Source organism: Pseudomonas mandelii (assembly GCF_900106065.1).
Classification (GTDB): domain Bacteria; phylum Pseudomonadota; class Gammaproteobacteria; order Pseudomonadales; family Pseudomonadaceae; genus Aquipseudomonas; species Aquipseudomonas mandelii.
Genome location: NZ_LT629796.1, coordinates 1935717 through 1947965, shown reverse-complemented (window position 1 = coordinate 1947965; position 12249 = coordinate 1935717). Strand labels below are relative to the sequence as shown.

The window sequence follows — 12249 nt, the reverse complement described above, 5'->3', positions numbered from 1 at the left end:
CGCGTCCGTCTGGACAACTCGGTCAACTGTAGGAGCGAGCCTGCTCGCGATGGCGTCCTGTCAGGCTACACCGGCTTGCGCCACACACTCGCCAACCAAGGCTGCTGCTCCCGCGGCAGCCCCGCCGGCCGGTAGTAATGCTCCAGCTCCACAAACCCCGCCTCAGTCAGTAATTGCTGCCACGCCGCAAGATCGTGGTAAGCCCCATAACGCGGCCCATTCCACCCTTCCTGATTCTCGCCGCGAGGATTGGAACTGAACAACACGCCACCTGGCTTCAACGCCCTGCGCAACTCCTTCAACACCCGAGGCAATTCCTGGCGCGGGATATGAAACAACACCGCATTGGCAAAAATCCCGTCGAAGCGTTCATCCGGCAGGTCCAGCTTCAGAAAGTCCTGCTGCCATACTTCGCATCCACTGTCCTCACGCGCCATCTGCGCAAACTTTTCCGAACCATCGAGCCCGACAGCCCTGTGGCCCATGCGCGTGAACGTCTGCAAATCCCGCCCCGGCCCACAGCCGAAATCGAGAATGTCGAACGGCGCCTCGCCCTGAATATGCCGCAGCAGGGCATCGATGTTCTGGCTGACATCATGATCGCGAGTCCCCTCGCGAAAACCTTCGGCCACCGAGTTGTAATGGTCCAGGGTGGTGGCGGTGATCTTCTGGAGGTCGTCGGGGGTTTGCTTCATGGTCGGCTGCGCAGGCAATGGGGATATGGCCGAATATACGCCATCAGACGTGGGGCTGCTTCGCAGCCATTCGCGGGCAAGCCTCGCTCCTACAGTTGATCGAGTTGTTTCGACAGACGCGTACTCCTGTAGGAGCGAGGCTTGCCCGCGAAGGCGATTTCACTGCCGACCGATGTCAGCCCTGCTTCATCCCCAAACAATCAATGGAGCGATCAACCATGGCTTTGGCAATCTCCAGCAAATGCCAAACGGAAAACACCATGGCTCGATCCGCCCCCTTGAGGTGATCGCCACACTGATACGCGGTGACTGAAGCGCAGCGCAGCAAGTCCGCAACATAGAGTTGGGTGTCTTCAAAGCTCACGTCTTCACTGACGTTGTAGAACCGCAGTTCATCGGGGGCCGAAGGCTGTTCTCCGGTGAGGTAGAAATCGATCGCACGATAAAGGGCGGAACGATCTCTGAGTGGATCGTCGGTGGGTTTGTCTTGGGTGGATGTTTCGAGAGGTGGATCGGGGACAGATCTTTTCATTGGCGTTGCTCCTATTGCTGCAGGGGAGCCGACACCTTCGCCTACTAAGCGGTGGGTGGCAGCTGTACGCAGGTAGTAGGCCGGTCAATAGGAAAACCGGTGCACCCGAGAGTGCCCCACGTACAGCCACCATTTTCTGCACGCGGCAAGCAACACCGGGCATGAGCATGGAACCGCCATACGCCTATTGTTCCGGGCTACTAAACCCGATCACTGATGAGCAGTGACGGACCGAGACTAGCCACCGAATTTGGCAGGCGCAAGCGAGCGGAATGATCTAGGAAATGTCCTGCAAATGAAAGGGACCAGGCCTGTAGGCACACTGATTTTCCTGTGGGAAATGCTCCCCCTGTTGCGAGGGAAATTGCCCGTGTCGAGGACACTTTTGTGGCGAGGGAGCTTGCTCCCGCTGGGCTGCGAAGCAGCCCCCTGCCATTCAATAAGGTGTGTCAGATAAACCCGGTCTAAAGATCTTGCGATTGCTGCGCAATCGAGCGGGAGCAAGCTCCCTCGCCACAAAAGCGCTACAACCTTGACCGTGTTCAGCGCTTGTTGAGCCCCCGAGCCAAGCGATCCCCACCCAGCTGGATAATCGCCACCAACACCACCAGCAACACAATCACCGTCAGCATGATCTGGCTGTCAAACCGCTGATACCCATACCGATACGCAATGTCCCCCAACCCCCCCGCACCAATGGCCCCGGCCATGGCCGACGAGTTGATCATGGTCACCAACGTGATGGTGAAACCACCGACAATCCCCGGCAGCGCCTCGGGCAACAGCACATGCCAGACGATGTGCCAGCGCCGGCAACCCATCGCTTGGGCCGCTTCGATCAAACCGTGATCCACCTCGCGCAAACTGACTTCGGCTATGCGCGCAAAGAACGGCGTGGCCGCAATCGTCAGCGGTACCACGGCGGCCCAGACCCCGTAAGTGGTGCCGACGATCAACCGGGTGAACGGAATCAGCGCCACCATCAGAATCAGAAACGGAATCGAGCGGAACAGGTTCACGAAGGCGCCCAGTGCACGGTTCAGCGCCGGTGCTTCGTAGATGCCGCCTTGGGTGCTGGTGACCAGGATGACCGCCAGCGGAATCCCCGCCAGCAGCGCAATCAGCGACGACACGCCCACCATCAGAAACGTGTCGATGAAGCCTTGCAGCAAGCGATCAAACCACATAACCGAGCACCTCCACCTGTTGCGCCCAGTGGCCGGCGCGCTGACGCAGTTGCTCGGCGCCCAAGGACGACCCCGTCACCGCCAGCAGCAATTGCCCCAGCGCATGGCCCTGAATGCGTTCCACGCCACCTTGCAGCAACCTCACGCGACCGCCGAGGGCGCTGAACAGCGCTGCCAGATCTGGTTCGTCTGTGGCGCTGCCGCTGAAGCGCAAACGCAACACAACCGCCGCGTCCGAGGATTGAGGTTGTGGACGCAAACCGCTTTGCAGTTCTTCCGGCAGCGCGTGTTGCAGCGGCGCGAGCAAGGTCTTGCTGACTTCATGCTGCGGGTCGCCAAAGACTTTCCAGACCGGCCCTTGCTCGACGATTTTTCCGTGCTCCAGCACCACCACCCGATCACAGATATCGCGGATCACCGCCATCTCGTGGGTGATCAGTACGATGGTCAAACCATGCCGCCGATTGATCTCGCGCAGCAGGCCGAGGATCGATTGCGTGGTCTCCGGGTCCAGTGCCGATGTGGCTTCGTCACACAGCAGGATCTCCGGGTCATGCACCAACGCGCGGGCGATGCCGACACGCTGTTTCTGTCCGCCGGACAGCTGCGCCGGATAGGCCTTGTGCTTGCCTTGCAGGCCGACCAACTCCAGCAGTTCGCGGACTTTCTGTTCGCGTTTTTCCTTGGGTACACCGGCGACTTTCAGTGGCAATTCGACGTTCTGCCAAACGGTCTTGGCCGACATCAGGTTGAAGTGCTGGAAGATCATGCCGATCCGTCGGCGCAGCGCGACCAGGCGGTCTTCATCGAACTCGCCGATGTCCACTTGATCGATCAGCACCCGGCCGCTGCTCGGTTGTTCGAGACGGTTGATGGTGCGGATCAGCGACGACTTGCCGGCGCCGCTGCGACCGATGATGCCGAACACTTCACCGCGCTGGATCGCCAGGTCGATGCCGTGCAACGCCGCCACTGGACCCTGCTGACCGGTGTAGGTTTTGCCCAGGCCGATGAAGCGCACGTGGGCGCGGTTCAGGTCCGGGTGCAGTTCGGTCTGTTCGGCTTTATGTGGCTCTGGAATCTCCAGTCGCCGTTGGATCGCGGCCGTCATCCTCAGCTTTCCCAGCCGGCTTGATAGAGCTTGCCGTGGGCTTTATCCAAGGCCGCACGAACAGCCGGCGAGTGCTGGTAGATATCGACAAACTTGATCAGGCGCGGATCGGTTTTGCTCTTGGGCTGGATCACGAACTGGATCACGTATTCCTTGTGATCAAGACCGTCGAACAGCAACGCCGAACCGGCATCGAAAGTCTTCGACAGACGTATATACGCCGGGTAGCCCTGCACCAGATCGGCATCGTCATAGGCGCGCACCAGCTGTACCGCTTCAACCTGGAGGATTTTGATGTTCTTCGGGTTGGCGATGATGTCTTCTTCGGTGGCCTTGTAGCCGACACCCGGCTTGAGGGTAATCAGGCCAGCTTTGGCCAGCAGTTGCAGGCCGCGACCGCTGTTGATCGGGTCGTTGGCGATGGCGACGCTGGCGCCTTGCGGCAGTTCGTCGAAGCTTTTGTATTGCTTCGAGTAGAGGCCGACGTTGTTGATGATCCCCGGCGCAAACGGCACCAGGTCAAAACCGGCGGCAGCCTTGGCGTTTTCCAGGAACGGGACGTGCTGGAAATAGTTCACGTCGATGTCGCCGGCCGCGAGGCTGACGTTGGGGGCGATCCAGTCGCTGAACTCCACGAGGTCGACTTGCAGGCCTTGTTTTTTGGCTTCCTCGACGGCGGCTTCCAGCGGGATGGCGAAGGCCGCGGTGGTGCCGACTTTCAGCGGCGCGTCGGCGGCGAAGGTGACAGAACTGAAGAGGCCGAGGGCCAGGGCCAGTGCTTTGACTGGGTGGGAGAGGCAGGTCTTTTTCATGATGGGGTTTCCAGTCAGTGCATAAGTTTTGGGTGTTTGGGCGGGCCTCTTCGCGGGCAAGCCTCGCTCCTACAGGTTCAGCGCCGTACCGGACATTTGTGAACGACCAATACCTGTAGGAGCGAGGCTTGCCCGCGAAGCTTTTAGCGCCGAAACGCCGAGCCCGTATGTTGCTCAGGCAAATGCGCTTCGCCGTGAAACAGCTTTTCCCGCAGGCTGCCGTTGTCATAAGCCGTTTTGTACGACCCACGCCGCTGCAGCTCCGGAATCACTAGCTCAATGAAATCCACATAGCTTTCCGGCGTGACAATCCGTGTCAGGTTGAAGCCATCCAGCCCGGTCTCGGCGATCCACGATTCCAGTTCGTCCGCCACTTGCTCAGGCGAACCCACCACCGTGATGTAGCGGCCGCCGAGGGCGTGTTGCTCGAGCAATTTGCGCCGGGTCCAGTCGTTGTTTTGCAGGTTTTTGGTCGCCGACTGGATCGCATTGCTCTTCACGTACTGGATCGGCTCGTCGATCTCGTATTCAGAGAAATCGATGCCGGTCGACGCCGAAAAATGCGCGACACCGGCCTCCGCGCTGGCATAACTCAGGTATTCGGCGTGCTTGGCCCAGGCCAGCTCCTCGGTGGCGCCGACAATCACGTTCAAGCCCATGAACACCTTGATGTCTTCGGGATTGCGCCCGGCTTCAACAGCGCTGGCGCGAACCTTATCCACCTGAACCTTGGTCGATGGTTTGTTCTGCCCGCTGATGAACACGCACTCGGCATGACGCCCGGCGAACAGCAAACCGCGATCGGAACTGCCGGCCTGGAACAACACCGGCGTGCGCTGCGGCGATGGCTCGCAGAGGTGATAACCCTCGACCTGATAGAACTCACCCTTGTGTTCGACCTTGTGCACTTTTTCGGGTTGGGCGTAGATCCGCTGTTGCGGGTCATTCAACACCGCGCCGTTTTCCCAGCTGCCTTCCCAGAGTTTGTAGAGCACTTCGAGGTATTCATCGGCCTGGTCGTAACGGCGGTCGTGCTCGACTTGCTCGCTCAAGCCCATGGCCTTGGCGGCGCTGTCGAGGTAACCGGTGACGATGTTCCAGCCGACCCGGCCGCGACTCAGGTGATCGAGCGTCGACAGGCGGCGGGCGAACAGGTACGGCGGTTCGTAAGTCAGGTTGGCGGTGAGGCCGAAACCGAGGTTTTTCGTCACCGCCGCCATGGCTGAAACCAGCAGCAGCGGGTCGTTGACTGGCAGCTGGATCGATTCTTTCAGAGGCACGTCCACCGAGTTCTGGTAGACGTCGTACACGCCGACGATATCGGCGATGAACAGACCGTCGAACAAGCCGCGTTCCAGCAACTGCGCCAGTTCGGTCCAGTATTCAATCGTTTTGTACTGGGTGGAGGTGTCCCGTGGATGCGTCCACAAGCCGTGGTTGATGTGCCCGATGCAGTTCATGTTGAACGCGTTGAGCAGGATCTTCTTTTTCGCCTCGGCCATCAGATGGTCCCTCGCAACGGAGGGTTTTCATCGTTGAGGTAGTAGTTGCCGACGGCGTGATACTTCCAGCGCACCGGGTCGTGCAGGGTATGCACCCGCGCGTTGCGCCAGTGGCGATCGAGGCCGTGTTCGATCAGCGTTGCCTGACTGCCGGCCAGTTCAAACAACGTGCTGCCGGCGGCGAGGGAAATGTCGGTGCTGATGGCGCGGGCTTCGGCAACGGCAATCGAGGCCGCAGCGACGGTCTCGGCGTTGGTGTTGGCCTGGGCTTTGTCGAGGAATTCGCCGGAGCGTTCCAGCAAGGCTTCGGCGGCGTGCAGGCGAATGCTCAGGTGGCCGAAACTCTTGAGGGTGAGCGGGTCGTCAGTGGCTTTTTCATGGGTGGCGTCGATCCACGGTCGGGTTTTGGTGCGCACGAAGTGCAGGGCATCTTCATAGGCGGCGCGGGCGATGCCGGTGTCGATGGCGGCGTGAAGAATCTGTGCCAGCGGGCCAACGGTGGTCGGGCGCTCGAACGCACTTTGAAACGGGATGACGTCTTCGGCGGCGACGTAGACGTCTTCGAACACCACCGAACCGCTGCCGGTGGTGCGCTGGCCGAAACCGCTCCAGTCGTCGATGACGGTCAGGCCTTTGTTGTTGTGGGGGACGAACGCCAGTTGCTGCACGCCGTTTTCATCCACCACCGACGTCGGAATGCGTTGCGCATAGATCGCGCCGGTCGCGTAGAACTTGCGCCCGTTGATGCGATAACCGTCAGCGTCGCGGGTCAGGCTGGTGACGCGGTCATGGGCGGTTTTGGTGCCCAGTTCCGCCAAGGCATTGCCGAAGCGCTGGCCGGCGAGCACTTCGGCGTACAGGCGTTTTTTCTGCTCTTCGCTGCCGTTCACGCGCAGCACTTCGAGGGCGTAGAAATGGTTCTGGGGGATCTGTCCGAGCGAGCCGTCAGCCTGGGCAATCAGCGCGATGACCTTGGCCAGGGTCACGTTGGAAACCCCGGCGCCGCCGTATTCCTTGGGCACGCTGATGCCCCAAAGACCCGAGCGGGAAAACACTTCCAGCTCCGGGTGCGGCAAACGGCGTTCGCGGTCGCGCAGGGCGCTGTCGCGTTTGAAATCTTCGGCCAGATCGGTAGCGACGATCAGGGCTTGCTCATCGCTGGTTATGACCGCGACGTGGTGAGAATGAGTCATGTGTTTCTCCAGAGATCTGGTCGTTAAATCCAGGAGTGGCGAGCGGGCAGCGTGCCGTTCAGGTGATAGCTGCCGATGGCGTGGTATTTCCAGCGCACCGGGTCGTGCAGCGTGTGCACGCGGGCGTTGCGCCAGTGGCGGTCGAGGTTGAATTCGGCGAGGGTCGCGCGGCTGCCGGCCAGTTCGAAGAGTTTTTCGCTGGCGAGCAGCGAGATCTCGGTGGTCAGCACTTTTGCTTCAGCGACGGCAATCGACGCGCGCGCGGCGGACTCGGCAGTGAGTGGCGTGGCGCTGACCTCATCGAGTACTTGCCCGGCCTTGCGCAGCAGTGCCTCGGCGGCGTGCAGTTCAATTTTCAACTTGCCGATATCGGCGATGACGTAGAGGTCGTCGCTGGCCCGCTCGACCTTGGCGTCGATCCACGGACGGGCACGGGTTTTCACGAACTCGATGGCGTCGTCGATGGCACCGCGAGCGATACCGGCGTCAATGGCCGCTTGAATCAGTTGCGACACGGCACCCTGGATGTTCGGGCTGTCGTTGATCTTCCAGTTGTCTACCACCAGCTCGGCGTCGACCCGCACGTTGTTGAGCAAAATGGTGCCGCTGGCGGTGGTGCGCTGACCGAAGCCTGACCAGTCATCCACAATGCGCAGGCCCGGTGTGCCGCGACGGACGAAGGCCAACACTTGCTTGCCGTCGTCGTTCAGCGCCTTGACCGCCACCCAATGGGCGAACAGTGCGCCGGTGGAGTAAAACTTCTGCCCGCTGATGACAAAACCATCCCCGTCAGCGGTGATTCGTGCTTTGAGTTCGAGGGTGTTTTTGGTGCCGCGCTCCGGCCCGGCATTGCCGATGCGCCAGCCTTCGAGCACGCTTTTGAACAGCTGTTTTTTTTGCGCCTCGGTGGCGCTGCCGAATACCAGGTGCAGGATGCCGAACTGGTTCTGCGGGATCTGTCCCAGTGCCGGGTCCGCCGCAGAAATGATCGCGAAAACCTCGGCCAGGGTGACGAACGAAACCTGCGGGCCACCGTACTCGCGCGCAATGGAAATGCTGCCCAGGCCGCTGCGGGTGAACTGTTCGATTTGCGACCATGGCAATTTGCGCTGCCGGTCACGTTTGGCCGCTTGCAGGCGGGCGACTTGCGCCAGCTCATGGGCGGCCTTGATGGCTTGTGCGTCGTTGCGCAGGACCTGCGCGGGCAACAACAGGGGGGCGATGTCCAGATCACTCTGAACGATTGCATCTGCCAGTCTGGACATCAGTGCCGCTCCTTGGCTGCACGCAATGCCCTGGCGATCTGCACTGGGGTGATTGTGTTCCGGACCATACCTACCTCACATCTCATGGAGTCGCCGCGAGGGTTGCGGCGAACGAAAATCAAGAATGTCCGGTGGTCCGGTGTATATACCCTAAACATGTATAAAAAAATAATAAACTAACTTTTAGGAATATGCATAGAAGGGTGGTGCTTCCCCTGTAGGAGCGAGGCTTGCCCGCGAAGGCGGAGTGTCGGGCACCTTTGATGTTGGCTGACGCACAGCCTTCGCGGGCAAGCCTCGCTCCTACAGGGACGGCGGTGTTTTTACTTTTTGCGCGTTTCGGCGGCTTTCAATTGCTCTTTGAACGGCACTTTCAGATAGGGATTGTTGCAACCGATCTTGAGCCAGCGCGGTGGTGCCCACCCGGAGTTGTTGCCCACGCGATCGAGGATGCAGTAAGTCACCTCCAGCCGAAGGTCTTCGCCGGCTTCGAGAATGATCGCCGGCGGCACCCAGACCTGAACCGGCTGGCCCACCTCGTCGGCCTTGAGCTGCGGCAGGTCCATGCGCACATCACCCCAGCGCAGGGTGATTTCATCGTCGACGGCCATGTTCAGGTAAGGCTCGATGGTCAACGGCACGCCCCGCTTGATCTGGTTCGGATTGACCCCCTGACGGCGAATGGTTTCGGGGATGCCCACTGGCGCCAGGTGCTCGTTTTCGTGGCCGCACAGCGTGAGTGGCTGACCGCCCGGGCAATCGAGCTTGATCTGTACCCGTGTGGCGAGCGACAGCGCCGGCCCCTGTCCGACTTGCATGACGCGGTAGTGAATGCAGGAGGAGCCATTGGCAATGAAGCTTTGCGGCACACGCAGACTGACGACTTCGCCGACATCGTCGGCCATGAGGACGCGGGAGGCGACGTAGCAGTTGTCCCAGAACAGTTCGATCAGGTCGCCTTCGTCCATGCCGGGGTAGGGCGCCACATCGATCAGCAGATGGGCCGCCGAAGTGACATTGATGCCAGTCTTGTGGGATTGCGCCAGGGTAGGGGCCGCAAGTCCGGATTTATTCGAGTTGCTTGTCATGGGTTTCTCCTTGACGCCTTGCAGCGAAGTCCGTTTCTGAAAAATCAAAAGGCGTGTATTACCGAGCAACAAAGTTGTTCACTATTTGCAAGTTTCAATAATGGTTTTTAACGATGGTTGACGCCTGCTGGGGACTAGATAAGAGTGCGCCTGAATAGGTGTCAATAGAACTGACTAGTTAAGTAGGGTATTCAGTGCTATTCAGAAAAATCCTACGCCTTGAAGTTAATATGCCGCACCGCTCTGTCGAATTTCGCCGCGTATTTATTGATTTTCGGGCGTGGGTGGCGGCGACGGTGTGCTCATTGATGGCACTGGATCTGGCGGATTTTAGGCGCGTTGAATCTGTTGCAGAACATATATATGTACCGCATGCAGTTGTAAAAATTGATCTATTGTTCGAATGAACGAGAAGAGAGAATCGAGCGATGTGGGTGGCGGGGTAAGTTGTCACTTCCATCCATGGAAGTTGACAAATGGTGAAGCGATATTAAGGGTTGGTGTTATTCAGGAACTTGCTGAGAAACTGCTTCGTCCGTTCTTCTTTCGGGTTGGCAAACAACGCCTTGGCTTCGCCTTGCTCGACGATCACACCCTTGTCGAAAAACACCACACGGTTGGCCACGTCCCGGGCAAAGCCCATTTCGTGGGTAACGATCACCATGGTGCGCTTCTCTTCGGCCAGGCTGCGGATGGTCGCCAGCACTTCACCCACCAGCTCTGGATCAAGCGCTGAGGTGGGTTCATCGAACAGGATCACTTCCGGCTCCATCGCCAGTGCACGGGCAATCGCCACACGCTGCTGCTGACCACCGGAAAGGCGTCGCGGGTAAGCGTCTTCCTTGCCCGCCAGGCCAACCCTGGCCAATAGCTTTTTACCCAGGGCAACGGCGTCGGCGTGCGGGATCTTCTTCACGATGATCGGGCCTTCGATGACGTTTTCCAGGGCGGTGCGATGGGGGAACAGGTTGAAGTTCTGGAACACGAAACCGACATGCTGACGCAAGCGCCGCACCAGGTTCTGCTGCTGGTTCAACGGGCGGCTGCCATCGATCTCGATGTCACCGACCTTGATCCGGCCGCTGGTGGGTTCTTCCAGAAAATTCAGGCATCGCAGGAAGGTGGTTTTACCCGAGCCGCTAGGCCCGATGATCGCGACGACCTCACCTTCCTTCACTTCCAGATCGATGCCGTTGAGCACCACTTGACCCTTGAACTGCTTTGTCAGTTTTTCCACGACAATCATTGGGTCAGGACTCCTGGTCGTGCCGATTGACCCGCTCTTCCAACTTGTTCTGCAGGTGCGAGAGCACCGTGGCCAGAATCCAGTAGATCAGCGCGGCGGCAAGGTACATGGTGAACACTTCGAAGGTGCGTGCTGTGATCAGCTGCGCCTGGCGGAACAGTTCCGGCACCTGGATGGTGGCGGCCAGCGCGGTGTCCTTGACCAGCGAAATGAAGCTGTTGCCCAGCGGCGGTAATGCGGTGCGCATCGCTTGCGGGATAATGGCCCGGCGAAGGGTTTGCGCACGGGTCATGCCGATGCTGGCGGCAGCTTCCCACTGACCGCGCTCGATGGAGCTGATCGCGGAGCGCAGGATTTCACAGGCGTAAGCGGCCATGTTCAGCGAGAAGCCGATCAGGGCCGCCGGCAGCGGATCGAGTTCCATGCCCAATTGCGGCAAGCCGTAATAGATCACGAACAGTTGCACCAGCAACGGCGTGCCGCGAAAGAACGACACGTAGATGCGGGCGATCCAGCTGACCAGCTTGAAGCGCGACAGGCGCATCAGTGCCAGGCCGAAGCCCAGCATGAGGCCGAAGAACATCCCGCCCAGGCTCAAGATGACCGTGTAGTAGGCCCCCTTGAGCAGGAAAGGCAGGGAGTCCAGTGCGAGTTGAAAAGCTTCTTCCATTATTGAGTGACGTCAGCGCTGAAGTATTTTTCCGAAAGCTTTTTCAGCGTACCGTCGGCACGCAGCTTGTCGATGGCTTTGTTCACCGCAGCCAGCAACTCAGGCTCGCCTTTGCGCAGGGCAATACCGGCTTCCTGGCGGGAGAACGCTTCGCCGGCGGCGGTGGTGTCCTTGGCTTTTTTGGCGTATTCCAGGGCGGCCAGACGGTCGATCAGAATGGCGTCGATGCGGCCGACGCGCAGGTCCTGGAACTTGGTCGGATCATCGTCATAGGTCTTGATGATGGCTTTTGGCTGATTGTCTTTGAGCCACTGCTCGTAGTTGGTGCCCAGGCCTACGCCGACTTTCTTGCCGGCCAGATCGGCGGCAGACTTGATGTTCAGCTCCGCGGCCTTCTTGGTCAGCACCAGCGCCTGAATCCCGGAAACGGTGTACGGCTCGGAGAAGTCATACTTCTTCTTGCGCTCTTCGGAGATGGTCACCTGGTTGATCACTGCGTCCAGACGTTTGGATTCCAGCGCCGCGAGGATGCCGTCCCATTTGGTCGGTTGCAGTTTGACCTTCACGCCCAGTTCTTTGGCCAGGGCTTCGGAGAACTCGACTTCGAAACCGGCCAGTTTGCCGTCGGCGTCAACGAAGCTGAACGGTGGGTAAGTGCCTTCCAGACCGACGTTGATCACGCCCGCGTCCTTGATTTTTTGCAGCTGCTCACCGGCAACCGCTTGCCCCAGCAGACCGGCGCTCAGCGCCAGGCCCAGCGAACCGACCAGCAGATTTCGACGTAGTGCGGAAAAATTCATGACAAGCCCCTGTGTTTTCTTATGAAGACGCTTTTAGGAATGTTGGCAAAATCGGGATTTGGACGACTGCAATATCCTGCCCTAAAGCAGCGTATGCGTCTCGCTGCAAATTCGCCTGCGGCGTGACTATATGATGGTGCTTTTAGAT

12 protein-coding genes are annotated in these 12249 nt (G+C 59.5%); all 12 read right to left on the bottom strand.

The features are described 5' to 3' along the window. Positions 1-65 precede the first annotated feature (65 nt). Entirely contained in the window at positions 66-695 is a 630-nt protein-coding gene (locus BLU63_RS08795; protein ID WP_083375296.1) for a class I SAM-dependent methyltransferase, read from the bottom strand. Positions 696-870: 175 nt separating this feature from the next. After that, complete coding sequence (locus BLU63_RS08790; RefSeq protein ID WP_083375295.1) at positions 871-1227, bottom strand: DUF6124 family protein; 357 nt, start codon at positions 1225-1227, stop codon at positions 871-873. A gap of 542 nt (positions 1228-1769) precedes the next feature. Continuing rightward, positions 1770-2414, bottom strand: coding sequence for a methionine ABC transporter permease (locus tag BLU63_RS08780; RefSeq protein WP_083375293.1), 645 nt, complete (start codon positions 2412-2414; stop codon positions 1770-1772). Continuing rightward, on the bottom strand, positions 2404-3525 hold the full coding sequence (locus BLU63_RS08775) for a methionine ABC transporter ATP-binding protein (protein WP_083375292.1): 1122 nt from the start codon (positions 3523-3525) through the stop codon (positions 2404-2406). Before BLU63_RS08775 ends, BLU63_RS08780 begins: the two co-directional genes overlap by 11 nt. A gap of 2 nt (positions 3526-3527) precedes the next feature. After that, entirely contained in the window at positions 3528-4337 is an 810-nt protein-coding gene (locus BLU63_RS08770; protein ID WP_010464814.1) for a MetQ/NlpA family ABC transporter substrate-binding protein, read from the bottom strand. 143 nt (positions 4338-4480) lie between these two features. Then, a complete protein-coding gene (locus BLU63_RS08765; RefSeq protein ID WP_083375291.1) occupies positions 4481-5839 on the bottom strand; it encodes an LLM class flavin-dependent oxidoreductase in 1359 nt (452 codons plus the stop codon). Beyond that, the gene (locus BLU63_RS08760) at positions 5839-7032 is read right to left on the bottom strand and encodes an SfnB family sulfur acquisition oxidoreductase (RefSeq protein WP_083375290.1); all 1194 of its coding nucleotides are present in this window, start codon (positions 7030-7032) and stop codon (positions 5839-5841) included. Before BLU63_RS08760 ends, BLU63_RS08765 begins: the two co-directional genes overlap by 1 nt. Before the next feature lie 23 nt (positions 7033-7055). Then, a complete protein-coding gene (locus BLU63_RS08755; protein ID WP_083375289.1) occupies positions 7056-8297 on the bottom strand; it encodes an SfnB family sulfur acquisition oxidoreductase in 1242 nt (413 codons plus the stop codon). Between the two features lie 323 nt (positions 8298-8620). Continuing rightward, positions 8621-9385 carry a hypothetical protein gene (locus BLU63_RS08750; protein WP_083375288.1) on the bottom strand — a complete coding sequence of 255 codons (765 nt, stop codon included), beginning with the start codon at positions 9383-9385 and terminating at the stop codon, positions 8621-8623. A gap of 490 nt (positions 9386-9875) precedes the next feature. Beyond that, positions 9876-10631, bottom strand: coding sequence for an L-cystine ABC transporter ATP-binding protein TcyN (gene tcyN / locus BLU63_RS08745; RefSeq protein ID WP_010464805.1), 756 nt, complete (start codon positions 10629-10631; stop codon positions 9876-9878). Positions 10632-10635: 4 nt separating this feature from the next. Beyond that, positions 10636-11301 (bottom strand): cystine ABC transporter permease, encoded by a 666-nt coding sequence (gene tcyL, locus BLU63_RS08740; protein WP_010464804.1) that lies wholly within the window; start codon positions 11299-11301, stop codon positions 10636-10638. Continuing rightward, positions 11301-12101: a cystine ABC transporter substrate-binding protein gene (gene tcyJ / locus BLU63_RS08735; protein WP_010464802.1), complete on the bottom strand. Its 801-nt coding sequence runs from the start codon at positions 12099-12101 to the stop codon at positions 11301-11303. The genes tcyL and tcyJ overlap by 1 nt, the downstream gene beginning before the upstream one ends. Positions 12102-12249: the final 148 nt, after the last annotated feature.

Excerpts from the sequence above, each read along its gene's own strand:
- tcyL (WP_010464804.1), bottom strand. The coding sequence starts at position 11,301 with ATGGAAGAAGCTTTTCAACTCGCACTGGACTCCCTGCCTTTCCTGCTC.
- tcyJ (WP_010464802.1), bottom strand. The coding sequence starts at position 12,101 with ATGAATTTTTCCGCACTACGTCGAAATCTGCTGGTCGGTTCGCTGGGC.
- BLU63_RS08795 (WP_083375296.1), bottom strand. The coding sequence starts at position 695 with ATGAAGCAAACCCCCGACGACCTCCAGAAGATCACCGCCACCACCCTG.
- BLU63_RS08750 (WP_083375288.1), bottom strand. The coding sequence starts at position 9,385 with ATGACAAGCAACTCGAATAAATCCGGACTTGCGGCCCCTACCCTGGCG.
- BLU63_RS08760 (WP_083375290.1), bottom strand. The coding sequence starts at position 7,032 with ATGACTCATTCTCACCACGTCGCGGTCATAACCAGCGATGAGCAAGCC.
- BLU63_RS08775 (WP_083375292.1), bottom strand. The coding sequence starts at position 3,525 with ATGACGGCCGCGATCCAACGGCGACTGGAGATTCCAGAGCCACATAAA.
- BLU63_RS08755 (WP_083375289.1), bottom strand. The coding sequence starts at position 8,297 with ATGTCCAGACTGGCAGATGCAATCGTTCAGAGTGATCTGGACATCGCC.
- BLU63_RS08770 (WP_010464814.1), bottom strand. The coding sequence starts at position 4,337 with ATGAAAAAGACCTGCCTCTCCCACCCAGTCAAAGCACTGGCCCTGGCC.
- BLU63_RS08765 (WP_083375291.1), bottom strand. The coding sequence starts at position 5,839 with ATGGCCGAGGCGAAAAAGAAGATCCTGCTCAACGCGTTCAACATGAAC.
- BLU63_RS08780 (WP_083375293.1), bottom strand. The coding sequence starts at position 2,414 with ATGTGGTTTGATCGCTTGCTGCAAGGCTTCATCGACACGTTTCTGATG.
- tcyN (WP_010464805.1), bottom strand. The coding sequence starts at position 10,631 with ATGATTGTCGTGGAAAAACTGACAAAGCAGTTCAAGGGTCAAGTGGTG.
- BLU63_RS08790 (WP_083375295.1), bottom strand. The coding sequence starts at position 1,227 with ATGAAAAGATCTGTCCCCGATCCACCTCTCGAAACATCCACCCAAGAC.